Annotated in this window: 14 protein-coding genes; 3 read left to right on the forward strand and 11 right to left on the reverse strand. The window is 42.7% G+C overall.

Annotation, left to right across the window (positions count from 1 at the left end):
• The first annotated feature begins 173 nt into the window (after positions 1–173).
• Positions 174–620 (forward strand): Rrf2 family transcriptional regulator, encoded by a 447-nt coding sequence (locus Q0E19_RS00005; protein WP_294405863.1) that lies wholly within the window; start codon positions 174–176, stop codon positions 618–620.
• Positions 621–737: 117 nt separating this feature from the next.
• Here Q0E19_RS00005 and Q0E19_RS00010 read toward each other — a convergent pair whose 3' ends face one another.
• The 6 genes from Q0E19_RS00010 to Q0E19_RS00035 form a co-directional block, all read right to left on the reverse strand.
• The gene (locus Q0E19_RS00010) at positions 738–1,289 is read right to left on the reverse strand and encodes a TIGR04002 family protein (protein ID WP_294405866.1); all 552 of its coding nucleotides are present in this window, start codon (positions 1,287–1,289) and stop codon (positions 738–740) included.
• 322 nt (positions 1,290–1,611) lie between these two features.
• On the reverse strand, positions 1,612–1,857 hold the full coding sequence (locus Q0E19_RS00015; RefSeq protein ID WP_294405868.1) for an acyl carrier protein: 246 nt from the start codon (positions 1,855–1,857) through the stop codon (positions 1,612–1,614).
• A gap of 21 nt (positions 1,858–1,878) precedes the next feature.
• Positions 1,879–3,687 carry an HAD-IIIC family phosphatase gene (locus tag Q0E19_RS00020; protein ID WP_294405870.1) on the reverse strand — a complete coding sequence of 603 codons (1,809 nt, stop codon included), beginning with the start codon at positions 3,685–3,687 and terminating at the stop codon, positions 1,879–1,881.
• Between the two features lie 30 nt (positions 3,688–3,717).
• Positions 3,718–6,441, reverse strand: a complete 2,724-nt coding sequence (locus Q0E19_RS00025) for a DHHW family protein (protein ID WP_294405872.1) — start codon at positions 6,439–6,441, stop codon at positions 3,718–3,720.
• Between the two features lie 17 nt (positions 6,442–6,458).
• Positions 6,459–7,886, reverse strand: a complete 1,428-nt coding sequence (locus Q0E19_RS00030; RefSeq protein WP_294405874.1) for an MBOAT family O-acyltransferase — start codon at positions 7,884–7,886, stop codon at positions 6,459–6,461.
• 257 nt (positions 7,887–8,143) lie between these two features.
• On the reverse strand, positions 8,144–8,782 hold the full coding sequence (locus Q0E19_RS00035; protein ID WP_294405876.1) for a hypothetical protein: 639 nt from the start codon (positions 8,780–8,782) through the stop codon (positions 8,144–8,146).
• A gap of 293 nt (positions 8,783–9,075) precedes the next feature.
• On the opposite strand from Q0E19_RS00035, the gene spoIVB reads away from it, so the two are divergent.
• Positions 9,076–10,344: a SpoIVB peptidase gene (gene spoIVB, locus Q0E19_RS00040; protein ID WP_294405878.1), complete on the forward strand. Its 1,269-nt coding sequence runs from the start codon at positions 9,076–9,078 to the stop codon at positions 10,342–10,344.
• Positions 10,345–10,719: 375 nt separating this feature from the next.
• Positions 10,720–11,505: a sporulation transcription factor Spo0A gene (spo0A, locus tag Q0E19_RS00045; RefSeq protein WP_294405880.1), complete on the forward strand. Its 786-nt coding sequence runs from the start codon at positions 10,720–10,722 to the stop codon at positions 11,503–11,505.
• A 125-nt stretch (positions 11,506–11,630) separates the two neighbouring features.
• On the opposite strand, the gene Q0E19_RS00050 is transcribed toward spo0A, so the two are convergent.
• The 5 genes from Q0E19_RS00050 to Q0E19_RS00070 form a co-directional block, all read right to left on the reverse strand.
• Complete coding sequence (locus tag Q0E19_RS00050; RefSeq protein WP_294405882.1) at positions 11,631–12,884, reverse strand: glutamate-5-semialdehyde dehydrogenase; 1,254 nt, start codon at positions 12,882–12,884, stop codon at positions 11,631–11,633.
• Positions 12,885–12,945: 61 nt separating this feature from the next.
• Positions 12,946–13,473 (reverse strand): nitroreductase, encoded by a 528-nt coding sequence (locus Q0E19_RS00055; protein ID WP_294405884.1) that lies wholly within the window; start codon positions 13,471–13,473, stop codon positions 12,946–12,948.
• Between the two features lie 23 nt (positions 13,474–13,496).
• Entirely contained in the window at positions 13,497–14,285 is a 789-nt protein-coding gene (proB, locus tag Q0E19_RS00060; RefSeq protein ID WP_294405886.1) for a glutamate 5-kinase, read from the reverse strand.
• Positions 14,286–14,315: 30 nt separating this feature from the next.
• The gene (locus Q0E19_RS00065) at positions 14,316–15,272 is read right to left on the reverse strand and encodes a D-2-hydroxyacid dehydrogenase (RefSeq protein ID WP_294405889.1); all 957 of its coding nucleotides are present in this window, start codon (positions 15,270–15,272) and stop codon (positions 14,316–14,318) included.
• Positions 15,273–15,299: 27 nt separating this feature from the next.
• A complete protein-coding gene (locus tag Q0E19_RS00070; protein WP_294405890.1) occupies positions 15,300–15,608 on the reverse strand; it encodes a hypothetical protein in 309 nt (102 codons plus the stop codon).
• Positions 15,609–15,778 lie beyond the last annotated feature (170 nt).

A 15,778-nucleotide genomic window follows, 5' to 3' on the forward strand; every position in this document is an offset into this window, starting at 1 on the left:
GGCTTTCACCTTTTGAAGCGTCACTTTTACTAAATCTCCCTTCTGAACTTTGGTGACATTTTATATTGCAATTTTCAGTTTCATAACTTTCCGCTATGTATAGTTGACAATGGTGAAAAAGTGTAGTATAATTAAATCATACTATTTCTATATGATACATTGGAGGCTGAAAAATGAAAATATCTACCAAAGGAAGATATGCGCTGAGATTGATGATAGATCTTGCCCTTCATTCCGAAAGCGGCTATGTGCCGATAAAAGCAATAGCTGAAAGACAGGATATAAGCGACAAATATCTTGAACAGATAATTTCTGTACTCAGCCGTGCAGGATATGTGAGAAGTGTGCGTGGTGCAGGCGGAGGATACAAGCTTGCAGACACCCCTGACAAATACACCGTAGGAATGATACTGCGACTTACAGAGGGAAGTCTTGCCCCTGTGGTTTGTCTTGAACCTGAGATAAATCCATGCGAAAGAAAGGACAAATGTCCTACCCTTTTCGTATGGCAGAGAATATATGACGCTGTGAACGATGTTGTGGACAACATAACGCTTGCCGAGCTTGTGGAAAAATCAAAGGCGGCATCTGAAAGCGCAGCTGACAATTACGTTATCTAAAGATAATAAATATTAAATATCAAAAACTCCCTTTTCATTTTCAGAAAAGGGAGTTTTTCTATGGTGTTACGGTTTTGATCTTACTTTGTCCATTGTAAAGTCGGATCTCTAAAAATCTTACTCGCTGTAAAGCCCGAACTTTCTCTTGAACTTGATTTTGTCAAGTGCAATGCCGCATACTACAAAAAGTATCGTGCTCGCAAGTACCTGTATGCAGTAAGCCGGGGTCTGACCGAATGCAGCAACTATGGTAGCTGTTGAGAAATCCTTTGTCATAAATATACCCTCATAAAGGCTGTAACCAACTACGCAGAGCGCAAGTGAAGGTATTATTCCGAGGATATTTCTGAGTGTGATTATCTTTTCGCTTTTGTTTGTGAAGAAAAGTGCTGTGCAGGCTTTGATGATTATAGTCGCAGGCGCCCATATGATAAAGCCTGTAAGACCGTCTGCAAGCGCTCCGCCTAAAGCAGACGCACACACTGCGTATGGTGTTGGCAGAAGGCAAGCCGCAAGATATATCATACCGTCGCCTGCGTGTGTATAGCCTGCGCCTGTCGGTATGTGAAGATATGCGGTAAGCACGAATATCATTGCCGCAAAAAGTCCCGATAATGCTAAAAGACGTGTTTTCGCCGCCTGAGTTTTTACTGTTGCTGTTGATGACATAAAAATGACCTCTGTTCTTTGATTCAATTTATTTTATCTTCTTATTTTACCCTTTCTGCTCGGATTTTGCAAATCTGAACGGAACAGCAGGTCAAAAACAGCACTTTGTTTATTATCTATAATACGTCCAACGTTTATGTTGAGCTATTTATATGATATAACATAGAATCAAAGTCAGATTTTCTCATTTTTAAGTCTTAAAATAAAATCTGCACATATCAAAGCGGCATTTCACCGCACTATTTGTGAAACAGGTAGAAATGCAAAAAGCATAACAGCTTGAAATTATCAGCTGTTATGCTTTTATTTTTTGCTTACTTTCTTATTTTCCTCTGCTGCGGATAATGTCTATCATCTCGCCCACATCATTCATTCCCGATACCTCGCCCATTTTAAAGCGCATACCGAACTCGTCCTCAACTGCGCCGATAAGGGTGATATGCTCGATAGAGTCCCAGTCCTCTATATCGTCCGCAGTAGTTTCAGCCGTTATCACCAGCGTATCATCATCAAAAACATCTTGAAAAACCGCTGTAAGTCTTTTTATTATCTCGTTATCACTAAGCATTTTTCTTTTCCTTTCATAAATTTACATATTTATCTTTATGACTTTATTCTTGTTTGCATAATCATCAAGGCAGAGCATCCAGCGTGTTTCGCCGTCTGCATTGCTGTCAAGTGGCGAAAAGCCGAAGGTCTGTTCGTACAGATCTTTTACCATTTTGTTTTTCGCCGTAGGGATAAATGTTCCCACAAGGGCGGAGATCCCCTGCGCCTTTGCCTCTTTCACAAGGCTGTCAAGCATGGCAAGCTCCATATCTCTTTTCAGCACACGGCATGACATAAGCCACAGCTTTATATCAAGCGTATTGAGGTTTTCCCCTGTCTTTTCGCCGATAACCACCGAAACTACCCCGTTGTCACCGAACTTGTCGGTCAGTTTTCCATAAAGTGTGATAAACTTGTCCGACTGCGCAAACGTTTCTATTTCGGCTGGGGTATATCTTCTTGTGGTGAGGTTGAACTGATTGCTCTTGTTCGTCAGCTGTGCTATCCGCTGATAATACACAGGGGCAAAAGGCTTTATCTCAGCCTGCATTTCAAGACTTTGCAGATAATCTTCATAGTTTTCAAACTGTCTGCTTGCATTGTACCTCATTGCGTTGGCTTTGTACATATCATTTCGTTTAAGGTCGTCCTCCGACAAAGCCGTAACTTCAAAAAATTCACTGCGGTCTATGACCCTTATATAATCAGTTACCTCGCCGATCTCAGGGACTTTCACACCTTTGATCTGACTTCTCACTATCTCCCTTTCAGCAGGATTATCGTCCGCAAAAACAAATGCGTCGGGCATAATGTTTATCTCCTGCGCCGAGCTGATAATATTCCTGTCCTTTGGCTCCCAGTTTGCTTTTATGACTGTAAAATCATCAGGTCTGAGCGTACCTTCAGGGTGTTCAAGTCCTGCAAGGGCATTTTCCTCTTCGTTCTTTGAGCATACCGTCAGCAGAACGCCAATGCTTTTCAGTGATTTAAGATACTTTTGCCACTCGCTGAAAGCCATTGCCTCTGCACTTTCCTGCCCGATAATGATATTCTCTGCGCCGTCATCACCAACTATACCTCCCCACAGCGTATTGTCAAGGTCAAGTGCAAGCGCCTTGCTGGTTCTGCCGAAAAGAGAGCGTATTATTGATGCTGTCTGATAGCAAAGGTCAGGGATAGCCGAGATATTAAGGCTGTATTTGTACATATACCAGTATTCGGGTGATGACCACTTTTCAAGTCCGTACATTGAAGATAACCAGTTTATATCGTTGAGATAGAGATTTTTTCTCCTGCGTATCTCGCTGTAAAAGCCTGTATTTATACGGCTGACGAAGTTTACACGTCCTCTGAAATCGCTTGCGTCGCTGTTGCCCAAAAGTCTGAAATAAGGCTGTTCAAAGTTGTTCTGAATTACGGGGCAGCCGTATTTCTTTTCTATGCTGTCCCACATCTGACAAAAGCGTGACATTTCCGACTGATAGCCGCTTTCTACCTGCTCTTCCGTCATATTCGGTTCGGGCAGAAATTCAAGGTTGCGGAAACTTGTATGTATATAGATAATGTCGGGGTGAAAAGCGTCAAGCTCCTCATTGCCGAACACAGCGTCCTGCCAGTACATACCGTATTCGGACTGATAGAACTCACATTTTATCCCTGCATCAAGGAGAAAAAGCTCCAGTACGCTGACTATATCCGCCGTTGTTGATCCCCCCAGAACGGCTATCCTCTTGCTTATAGTGCCGCCAGAATTTTCGCTTTTATCAAGTTCTGCAAGCAGCTGTTTTCTGAGGGATCTTTTCTTTTTCATTATGTACCCGCTGTCAAATGGGTATTCAAGTTCTTTCATTTGCCGTTTTCCTTTTATTCTCTGTTGTTTCTATTCACCGCTGGTTTCGGACTGAGCGTTATCCTCCTGCTCTTCGGGTCCTTCCTCACTCTTGTAATCGGCTGCGCCGTTAAAGTTCCATGAGCTTTCCTGTATCCTGTCATTATTTATTGCATCTATATGCGTTGGCGTTGAGCAGGACGTTATGGAAACTGCAAAAAGAAGATCTGTACAGCCCACATAGCGGCAGAAGTCTACTGCATTAAGGTCAAAGTATCTCAGATCGCAGACATAGATCTTTGAGAAACCGTGAGTAAGGAACGGAACAAGAGCGTTGCCGAAGCTATCCTTAAATATAACAAGCACTCTGCCGTTATCGCAGTCAGTCGTGATCTCTGCTATCTCATTATCCACATTGAGTATAGCGGAATAGCAGTTTACGCCCTCTGCATAGTCGAAGAAAAGATCCCCGCTCTGAGCATTCTGAAAACTTGTATCATAATACGTTACAGAATACTCATTGTCAGGCTTATAGTAGATAAAAGTATCGGGGTACTTTTCAAGCTCGCTGTTATAGTTGCTGTATGCATACATCGTGCCGACAAAATTATCTATCTTGCACTCCTCATATGTATCAAGCTCAGGGAATTTTATTCCCGATTTTTCAGCAAAGACCTGCGCCGCATAGTATGCGCCGAGAGGCTGCCAGTGATGATCCGTTCTTGAATATATGTATTCGTCCGTATGCTCGCCGATATTATCGAAAACGTCAACGTTGATTATGCCGCTGAGGCTCGCCGCAATGTTGTCGATATTATCCTTCTGATCTGAAACGGTGTCTTTAAGGCTCTTCGGCATATAATATGCTCCAGAAGTCGGTATAGTCATATTATACACGTTGATGTCGGGCATTTCCTCTTTCCACTTGTTTATGGTCTGAGCATACCTTGTTCCAACGTCAAATGTGCCGTAGTATGCGCTCATTGCTCTGACATTTTCGCCTTTTCCGCTTACGATAACATCGCCCATAAATTGACCGTCGTCCATATCGTCGGGAAGTTCGGCAATAGATTCATCGCTCTTTTTGTGCGTCTGCGCGGCAGACGGATCCTTCTCGTCTGCCTTTCCCGTAAAGGCTGTGACCGTGGTGGTGGTCGCTATCTTGTCCTTATCAAGCTCTTCCTTTTCCACAGTTTTATGGTTTCCAGAGATAACTGTATCATCAAGAGTTACTCCGAGGTGGCTTGTAAAGCCTGCACAGAATTTTTTAAGGGTTTCTCTGCCGGGTATAGTGTCGGTGAAATAATCAGTTATCCCGCTTGTAAGATCCCCCGAAAAATAGGAGGACAGCGAAAATTTCGGGAACTCGGCAAGATTTCTGTTTTCAGAATCTATAAAGCCGCTTTCACGCTTCATAACCAGCAGCGAAACGAACACCGCAAAGATTATCCCAAGGGTACAGATGCAGTTTATAAACCCGAACTCAGTTTCGTGATGTTTCGGCTTTTCCTGCTTTTTCAGCACCTTTCGGTCTTTACGTTCTTTGGATTCTTTTGGTTCTTTCTGCGTTTTCTGTTCTTTTGGTTCTGATGTCTTTTTTACAGGTTCTGAGGGAGTTTCCTCCTTTTCAGCGCTTTCCTTTTTGCTTTCGGAGTCCTCTTTCTCTGCTTTTATAACAGGCTTTGCGGTCTGTGCTTTTGATGTGTCCGAAACTGCCTTTGCTATTTTTTCAGCTTTTGCGGCTTTTTCCGGAGATATTGCCTTACTGACTTTTTTCGTTTCCGCAGCAGGCTTAGCTTTTACTGCCGCATCATATTTGTCTATATCCGCTATCTCTGTGCCTTTTGCCTTTACTGCGCTGAATTCTGCCGTTACCTCGCTTATTATGCGGTCTATCTCGTCATCATCAACGTGGTGCGATCTTTTCTTTACACCGCCGTAAACTCTGTCGCCGAAAAGCTCTGCGTCATTAAGTATATCATCTGCGCTGACAGATTTTTTTCTGACAGGCATTTCATCATTGACTATTTTTTCATAGCTTTTTACTTTCTCGGAATTCTCAGACTTTTCAGTTTTTGATTTTGTATCTGCATTTCGGGGAAGTTTTTCAGCTTTCTCATTTTGCTCGATTTTTTCAGCCTTTTTCACCTGTTCCGTTTTTGCAGAGGATCTTACTTCTACATCAAGCTTAGGTTCTTTTATCTGCTTTGACAGCGGCATACTTATTGCAACAGTACGCTTTGATGTGCTATTTTTCGGCTGTTTTCTCTCTGTTCGCTCTGATCTGTCTGTTTTCTCTGCCGCAGTGTTTTTTACAGGTGCAGACGTTTTTTCCTCATGATGCAGAGGGATACTCATTGTTACCTGACGTTTCCTTTTTATGGGCGTTTCCTCAACATCAAGCACCTCGCCGTCAGAAAAGCTCATCATAAATTCCTTTTTCTTTACAGGCTGCTTTTCCTCTGTTATAGGTATGATCGGCTTGTAAGGCTGTTTAAGGGTATCATTCATAAGCGGCGGCTCATTTACGACAGGCTTTGGCGGCTCTGCCCTTTTAACAGGCTCTTTTGGCACAGAATAAGCCGGAGCCGGTTTCGCCTTTGGCTGGATATCTTCCTCATCATCTAACCACACGCTTTTTTTCGGTTTCAGGACAGGTTCGTCCGTCCATACGCTGTGGCTGAGTGTTCTGTGCCTTTCCTTTATTTTTTCTACTATTCTGTCATGTTCGGGTGAACTCTCTTTTTCAGGCTTATAGCCCTTTGGAGTATACATCTGTTTCTCCTCCTAAATCAGAATCTGAAATACAGAAACGGATTGTTTGTTGTATTTACAAGAAGTATGCTGCTGACGATAAGCAGCACAGCGTTGCCGACTATGCCTGCGGTCTGTATCGCATATGCTCCGCCGCTGTTCTTTGCGGCGACAGCCTTTTCCTTTATCTTCGGGATTATCGGCATACTGAAAACTATTGCGGCAATGAAAAGCCATATGTTGTTCATAAAGATATGCAGGGTATATGTATCGCCGAGAGGGTTTGAATTTGCTCCCACAAGCGCCTTGAAGAATTTTCCCAGCGCAGGCAGGCTTTCAAAATAGAATATGCCGAAGCCTAAGAAGATCACAAGCTTTGTATAGATATGTGCAAGGGCGGACGGCATTTTTTTCATACGCTTTTTGCCTATCATCATTTCTATGCAGATAAACACGCCGTAGTAAAGCCCCCATATGATAAAATTCCAGCTTGCGCCGTGCCAAAGTCCTGTACAGAACCATACAAGGAAAAGTCCGCCGTATTTTCTTCTTTTGCCGAATATAGGCAGGTAGAGAACATAATCTCTGAAAAACGAGCTGAGGGAGATATGCCACCTCTGCCAGAATTCTGAAATAGACTTGCATATGAACGGATAGCGGAAGTTTTCATTGAAGTGAAAACCGAATATCCTGCCCAGACCGATAGCTATATCGGAATAGCCCGAAAAATCGAAATAATACCATAGTCCCACCAGTACCGCTCCGTACCATGTTCCAGCCACCGACAGGGAAGCGATGTTTTCATAGCCGTTGTCTGCGCTGCCGAAAAGTGAAGTAACTATTGTACTGAGATTGTTTGCAATAATGACTTTTTTTGCAAGTCCGAGGATCATTCTTGACATACCGTCCGAAAAATCTTTGATAGTAGTTTTTCTGTCATCTATCTCCTGAGCTATATCCGCATATCTGACGATAGGTCCTGCCACAAGCTGCGGGAAGAGGGAAACGTACATAAGGAATTTTGCGAAATTTTTCTGCGGCTTGACTTTTCCCCAATAGCAGTCAACTGTATATGAGATAGTCTGGAATGTATAGAATGATATGCCTATCGGCAGTTTTATGTTCGGCACAGGTATGGAAAGTCCCGTAAGAGCATTGATGTTCTCAACAAAAAATCCCGTATACTTAAACCCGAACAGCACGCCGAGATTGAATATGAGCGAAAAGGCAAGAGCGCATTTAGCCTGCCATTTATCCTTATATTTCCCGACCACCCTGCCGTTTATATAATCCACGACTGAGGACACAAGAAGTATGGATACCCATACAGGTTCGCCCCACGCATAGAATATAAGCGAAAATACTATAAGCACTGCATTCCTTATCTGAAGCTTTCTTGTTATAAAATAACAGATCAGACAAACAGGCAGAAAGAAATACAGAAAAAACAGATCTGCAAAAACCACTTTATTTTCTCCTTAATATTTTATTTTTGTCAGAATATTTGACATTTGTTCCGACAAAATCTGTATCTTTTATTATACCACGTCTGCAAAAACAGGTCAACAAAATTCAGGCAAAACTATACAACAAAAATTCATTATATTATAAGGCACTATGCACAAATAAAAAAGTTTATAAAGATCTTAAACAAAAAAGATCGGGAACAATGCTTTCCCGACCTTTTAATATGCAAATCAATAAACCGCTCTGTTGCTCTGTATCAGTCCTCTGAAACGATGCTTTCAACAGGCGCTGTATCCTTCTGATGCTGAGCCTGCTTTTTATCCCGTATCTTTCTTATAACAGCGAATATAAGCAGTATAAGCGATATGACAGCTGTGCAGATTATAGGGTAATAATACTGCATATACTGCTTGTCCATATCGAGATAAGATTCATCTACCGTGTAATTTTCAAGGATATTCTGTATCTTCCCTATCATATACTGAGGAGCTTTAAGGAATACCCCCGTACCCACACAGGTGACGATGAACGATACAAGATATTTTTTTAGGAATGCAATGATTATTCCCGCAAGGATAAGCACTATTCCTGCCGCCGCACACCAGCCTACCCACTTAGGCGGCTGAGGTGTGATATATTTTCCGAACACACCAAGCACAAGCACTCCGCCGTAGAAAAATCCCGAATATGCAAAAGGCACTATCATAAGTATCTTGAGGATAAGGTAAAACACAGGTTCTCTGCCCTTGCGCTTTGCCTTTTTCATCATCTTTTTAGCGGCTTTGCTCTGTTTCAGCTTTGCCTCTTCCGCTTCAAGACGCTCCTGTTCTTCTGCCTCTTTTTTCAATATATCCTGTTTAGCTTTCTGCGCTTTTAGTCTGTCTTTTTTTGACATAATAAACCTCTTTTATGTATTAAAATAATAAAGGCATCACCACATAAATATCATGCGGCACAGCCCGAAAACAAGCATAAAGATATTATAGCACAGCTTCATTCAAATATCAATGATAATTTGCCGAAAAATTTTATGGAATAAAAAAATCAGCTAAATTTCCCGAAATTCCAATGCAAATTATACTTGCTTTTCAAACTGAATTAAACCTGTCCATATGTCAACAATATATCTGCAAGGAAAAACTGCTCCAAATTTATTAAATTCAAAATTCAGAAAGGAAAAAATATCAGATGAAAAATTTATCTCGGTCTGACCTGTCATCTGCTTTGTCCGCTGTTATAAAGCGTTTTGCGGTGCTTAGCGGAACGCTTATGATCTCGGCGGTGAGCATAGCAGGCTTTTACAAAACTGCGCTGCCAAACAGTTACTTTATCTCAAAGGGGGAAAATTTAATGATAAATTCTGCCTTCTCAATATCGGCAAAGCCTTGCGAGAGCAAGTACACAGTAGCGCTGACGGACACTTCTGCAAGAGCGTCCAAAACGACAGAAAGCACACTTATGCTTTTCGGCTCTGTACCTATAAAAAATGTCACGTCAACGTCTATCGACCGCCCCTCACTTGTTCCATGCGGACAAGCTTTCGGAATAAAGCTTCTGACAGACGGAGTTATGGTGGTGGACTTTTCAAGAGTTGAGGGCGGCTGCCCTGCGAAAAGCTGCGGCATTAAAGAGGGCGACATCATCATCTCCATTGACGGAAAAAAGGTCAGCTCCAACGCTGAGGTCTCCTCGATCATAAGAAATTCCGACGGTGAAAAGTGCAGCGTTCTGCTCAGACGCAGCGGAAAAGAACAGACTGTTGACCTTACGCCTGTATATTCAAACGGCGCATACAAAGCAGGAATGTGGGTAAGGGATTCTTCCGCAGGCATCGGAACGCTCACTTTTTATGACGCTCAGAACGGCACTTTCGGAGGTCTTGGACACCCTGTTTGCGACTCCGACACAAAAGAGATGCTGCCGCTTTCCGCAGGACTTGTGGGAAAAGTGAATATCACCGGTCTTGTGCAGTCGGACAAGGGCAAGCCAGGGCAGCTTTTAGGTGAGTTTTCGGGCAGCGAAAACCTTGGCAGCATAAATCTCAACTGCGAGGACGGTGTATACGGCAGCTTGGACAAAAACCCCTCCGCCGCCGAACCTGTTGAGCTTGGTTTCAGGCAGGAGATAAAGAAAGGAAAAGCCAAAATTCTCTGCTCCATAGACGGAAAAGAGCCTGAAAGCTACGATATCCTAATCGAACAAATAAATCTGGCAGGCGGCTCTGAACACGATATGGTGGTAAAGATAACAGATACAGACCTGCTTGAAAAGACAGGCGGCATAGTTCAAGGCATGAGCGGTTCGCCGATAATACAGAACGGCAGGCTGGTAGGCGCTGTTACTCACGTTTTTATTGACGATCCTCAGCACGGCTACGGCATTTTCGCCGACGAAATGTACAGCAGAAGTCAGGAGATAGCCGAAAGTTCCGAAAATTCTTCCGAAAACGCAAGCTAAACGAACATCTTAATCCCTAAAGCTTCAAATTTTCATCAAAACCGACAATTTTCCCGCTTTATCCCGTTAAACCGGCAAATTGCCAAAGCAGGAAAGGTTTTTATGACGAATTTGAAATAATCATCAGATAATTTGCTGTTTAGAACTATTTTATAGCAATATATTGTGCAATATGCATTATTTAGTCGCAAATTTCTTGACATTTTTCATAAAAACTTATTGCATTTTACGAATAAGTGTGTTAAGATATAGAAAGTAAAAACAAAGCTTAAGCGTTTCTGACCCGTGGGTATAATTTTTGATGCAAATATTCAAAAAACAAAAAAGTTGTAATTTTTATTGCAATTCAAGACATAATTTACGGAGGAATAAAAAATGACAAATAAAATAAAGATCCTTATAGGCGACGACACAGCACAGTACGGGGTATCCTGCGCATCATCACTGAGAAGTCTTGGCTTCTTTGTTATCACAAGGCAGAAAGACGGAATGGTGATATATGACGCAATAAAAAATGAGCAGCCTGACGTTGTTATAGCTGACGCAGTTATGCCTGGGCTTGACGCTATCGAGCTTATCAGAAAGTCTGCACAGCTCACAAACAAGCCGCTTTTCATTATTACAAGTCCCTATGAGAATGCATTTATCGAAACTCAGGTCATGAACGCAGGTGCATCATATTTTATGCTAAAGCCTTTTGACATCAAGATACTTGGCGAGCGCATAAAGGCGATGCTTGATATAGACACCGACATAACCGCAGATGCGGATTTCACAAGGCGCAGATCGGGGCATAGTCCAAATCTTGAAATAATCGTGACGGACATAATCCACCAGATAGGCGTTCCGGCGCACATCAAGGGTTATCATTATCTGAGGGAAGCAATAATCTGCTGCGTGAATGATAAGGAAATGCTTGAAAGCGTTACAAAGCTATTGTATCCTGCGGTGGCAAAAAAATTCGCAACTACTCCCTCCAGAGTGGAAAGAGCTATCCGCCATGCCATTGAGATAGCATGGGACAGGGGAGATATCGACACCCTCAACAGCTTTTTCGGTTACACCATAAACACAGGCAAGGGCAAACCCACAAACAGCGAATTTATCGCCCTTATCACAGACAAGATCTCCCTTAAATTCAAAGCAAGCCTCGCCTGCTGAGATATGAGATAAAAGATAAATAGAAAACAGGCGAAAGAACAAAAGATGATATAGATATAAATAAAACGGCTGGCATACGAAGATATCGTATGTCAGCCGTTTCTGATTATGATTTTTTATTATTTTTACTCTCTTATCTGTCCGTTTCCGCTGATAAGATACTTTGTGGTGGTCATTTCTTTAAGTCCCATTGGTCCTCTTGCGTGGAGTTTCTGTGTGGAAATTCCTATTTCTGCTCCAAGGCCGAACATTTCGCCGTCGGTAAATCTTGTGGAGCAGTTTACATATACTGCCGCTGCGTCAACTCTCTTCTGGAATTCCTGCGCAGCAAAAAGACTTTCGGTAACTATACATTCTGAATGTCCTGTAGAGTATTTTCCGATATGTTCAAGTGCCTCAGCCATATCATCGACCACTTTTATTGAGATAATGTAGTCAAGGAACTCCGTTGCGTAATCCTCCTCATCGGCAGAAACAACGTTTTCTGCGCCGAGTATCTGCGCTGTCATCTCACAGCCTCTTATCTCAACATTATGCTTGTCAAGTCTGCTCTTTAGCTTAGGCAGGAACTCTTCCGCAACATCTCTGTGAACAAGGCAACTTTCCACTGCATTGCACACCGACGGACGCTGAGTTTTTCCATTGTCAACTATATCGACAGCCATATTCAGATCTGCGCTTGAATCAACATAAACATGGCAGTTTCCCGTACCTGTTTCGATAACAGGCACAGTTGCGGACTGAACGACTGCTCTGATAAGCTGCGCTCCTCCTCTTGGGATAAGCAGGTCGATATATTCGTTTGCTTTCATCATATCTATTGCGATACCTCTGTCGGTATCTTCCACCAGCTGGATTATATCAGGATCAAAGCCTGATCTCTTTACAGCCGTTCTCATAAGGTCGGCAAGCATTTTATTTGAATTTATTGCTTCCTTTCCGCCTCTGAGGATAACTGCGTTTCCGCTTTTAAGACAAAGTATAGCGGCATCTACTGTAACGTTAGGTCTTGCCTCGTAGATTATGCCTATAACGCCCATAGGCACTCTGACTCTCTCGATCTTCATTCCGTTCGGACGTGTCGAACCCGATACTACCTCGCCAACAGGATCGTCCAGCTTAGCAAGATTTTCACAGGCGCAAGCCATACTCTCTATACGCTTTTCATTAAGCGCAAGTCTGTCGAGAAGAGATTCGCTCATCTTTCTCATTCTGCCGTTTTCAAGGTCTATTTCGTTTGCCTTTATGATATCGTCTTTGCTGCTGCGGAGGATATGCGCTATCTCCAGCAGAGCGTCATTTTTCTGATATGTAGATGCAAAAGCTATCTCACCCTTGCAAGCCTTTGCCTTCTGTCCGAGGACATCTATATAACCCATTTTTCTACCCCTTTCGGAAAATAAATTTTTAAGATCTTAGAGCTTTAGCTCTTTATGATCTTTATTCGGCGTAATATACCCAGTTTTCCTTTCTGGGCTTTGTTGCAGGATATTCACCGTCAGCGTAACCGAGAACGCAGTGACCTATTCCCTCATAATCACCCTCTATGCCGAGGTCTTTAAGAAGCTGCTTTCCCTCTTCGCTCTCAAATTCCTCTTTTGCACGGTGTATCCAACAGCTGCCTATGCCAAGCTCATGAGCCGCAAGCATAAGATTTCCCATTACAAGGCTGCCGTCATAGACGTGAGTAGGCATTGACTTGTCAGCAAGCACGATAAGCACAACGGGAGCGCCATAGAAAGGATCTGTGTCCTCGCTTTTTCCCATTATCCTTGCATTCCATGCAGAAAGCTTATCACGCAGCTGCTTGTTCGTAACGGCGATAATGATAGGCGACTGCCTGTTCATTCCCGTTGCGGCGTATTCGCCAGCCTCGATTATCTTGTCGATAGTTTCCCTGTCGATCATATCGGGTTTGAATTTTCTTACACTTCTTCTGGTTTTGATCTTTTCAAGCACATCGCTCATAGTTTTTTCCTCCCTGCAAAATATTACTTTTCGGCTTTGAACATTGTTCCCATCTCGCCCTTTTCAAAGAGCCAATAAAGGTTGTCCGGATTCTTGCCGTTAATTATTATCATATCAATTCCGTTTCTGACTGCGATCTCTGCCGCATTGATCTTTGTTATCATACCGCCTGTACCGAGGGTAGTTCCTGCACCGCCTGCAAGCTCTCTGATATTATCGTCTATCTTCTCAACCACAGGTATAAGCTTTGCGTCAGGATTTTTTCTCGGATCGCTGTCATACAGTCCCTCAATGTCAGACATTATGATGAGCAGATCAGCCTTTGCTATCTCCGCAACGGTTGCCGCAAGAGAATCGTTCTCGCCCACCTCAAGCTCCAGCTCATCAATAGCCACAGTATCATTTTCGTTTACTATGGGGATAACGCCGTGCGCTATGATCGTTTCGAGAGCGTTCTGCACGTTCTGTCTTCTGTCCTCAAGAAGTATGTATTTTGTCAGCAGCATCTGAGCCACATTTATGCTGTAATTTGAAAAAAGGTTGTCATACAGATACATAAGCTCACACTGTCCCACAGCCGCACAGCACTGCTTTGACGGTGTATCCTTTGGTCTGTCACGAAGTCCAAGCTTTGCCATACCGAGTCCGATCGCTCCGCTTGAAACAAGTATTATCTCATGACCTGCATTCTGAAGATCAGCAAGATTTTTTACAAGTCCCTCAACACGTCTTATATTCAGTCTGCCTGTTCTGTGGGTAAGAGTAGAAGTTCCCACTTTTATTACGATACGTTTTTTATCCTTCAAATTCATTTTCTTTCCTCGATTCGCTTACGATCTTTATTACTTATTAACAACGTTCTGCGGTGTTCCTGCCGCCCATTTTCTGAGATTTTCAGCCACCGTTTCAAGCAGCCTTTCCCTTGTCTGCTTAGGTGCCCAGGCTATATGTGGTGTAATGGTGCAGTTTTTTGCATTTCTCAGAGGGCAATCTTCTCTCATAGGTTCAAGGGTAAGGACATCTATTCCCGCTCCTGCTATCACTCCGTTATTCAGAGCATCAGCAAGATCCTGCTCGTTCATTACTCCGCCCCTTGCGGTGTTGACAAAGTATGCGGTCTTTTTCATTTTAGAAAGAGCGTCCTTATTTATCATTTCCCTTGTGCCGTCATTCAGCGGACAATGCATAGTCACAACATCTGACTTTTCCAGCAGTTCGTCAAGCGGCACAGCCTTTGCAGCTCCGCTCACCTTTTCGGGGGAGCGTGTATAAGCAAGCACATTCATTCCGAACACAGCAGCTATCTCCGCCACACGTCTGCCTATATCGCCATAGCCGATTATACCTATGGTCATTCCTTTAAGCTCATATGTTGGGATATAGAAATAGGTAAACAGCTTATAGTTCACCCAGTCGCCGTTATCCACAGTATCGGCATATTCCCTTATCTTATTGAAGTGATTTAAAATAAGTGCAAAAGTATGCTGAGCCACAGAATCAGTGGAATATGCAGGCACGTTGCACACCACCGCACCATGTTTTGAAGCGGCATCAAGGTCAACATTATTATAGCCTGTTGCGAAAAGTCCCACATATTTCAAATTCGGGCATTTTTCAAAAACCTCTTCCGTTATAAGGCATTTGTTGCATATAACAGCATCTGCATCTCCGATTTTTTCGGCAACGCTGTCATTTGGCGTATAGCCGTACACCTCACATTCGCCCTGAGAGGCTATCCCGTCCAGCGAAACATCTCCCCCACGGGAAACTGTTTCGGAATCAAGTATCACTATTTTCATTTTATTACTTTCCAAACTTTCCAATTTCTATTTTTGTTTAGCTGACGCAGCTTTCTGCTTTTTGTTGAATCTGAAAGACAATACCGCCGCCAGTATGAGCAGAATGATCTCTGCGCCGAACAGGCAGTTCATAACTATCGTCTTTGTGCATATCTGCGTTACAAAAGTCAGATCCACAGCAAGCATTATAACAAGATAATGTGCTGAACCCTTTCTTGAGAACTGTATAAGATATATCACTGTTGCTATTATACAGAAAATAAGATGCAGCTTCAAAGGCAGAGGGGTATAAACATTTTGCATAGCTTCTGAACTGCTGACTAAAATTTCGGTCATCTCGTCATCTCCGATTCAAATTATTCCATTGCTTTTACCTTAATAATTAAAAGTATAAAAACATACATATAGATATATTATATCACAGGCAGGATATATTTTCAATACATAGTCAGTACTTTTTTTCAGTTGACAAACAGGTATTTGTGTGATAATATTTAGTTAGTAAC

This window comes from uncultured Ruminococcus sp., from assembly GCF_934476685.1.
In the GTDB taxonomy this organism is placed as follows: domain Bacteria; phylum Bacillota; class Clostridia; order Oscillospirales; family Ruminococcaceae; genus Hominimerdicola.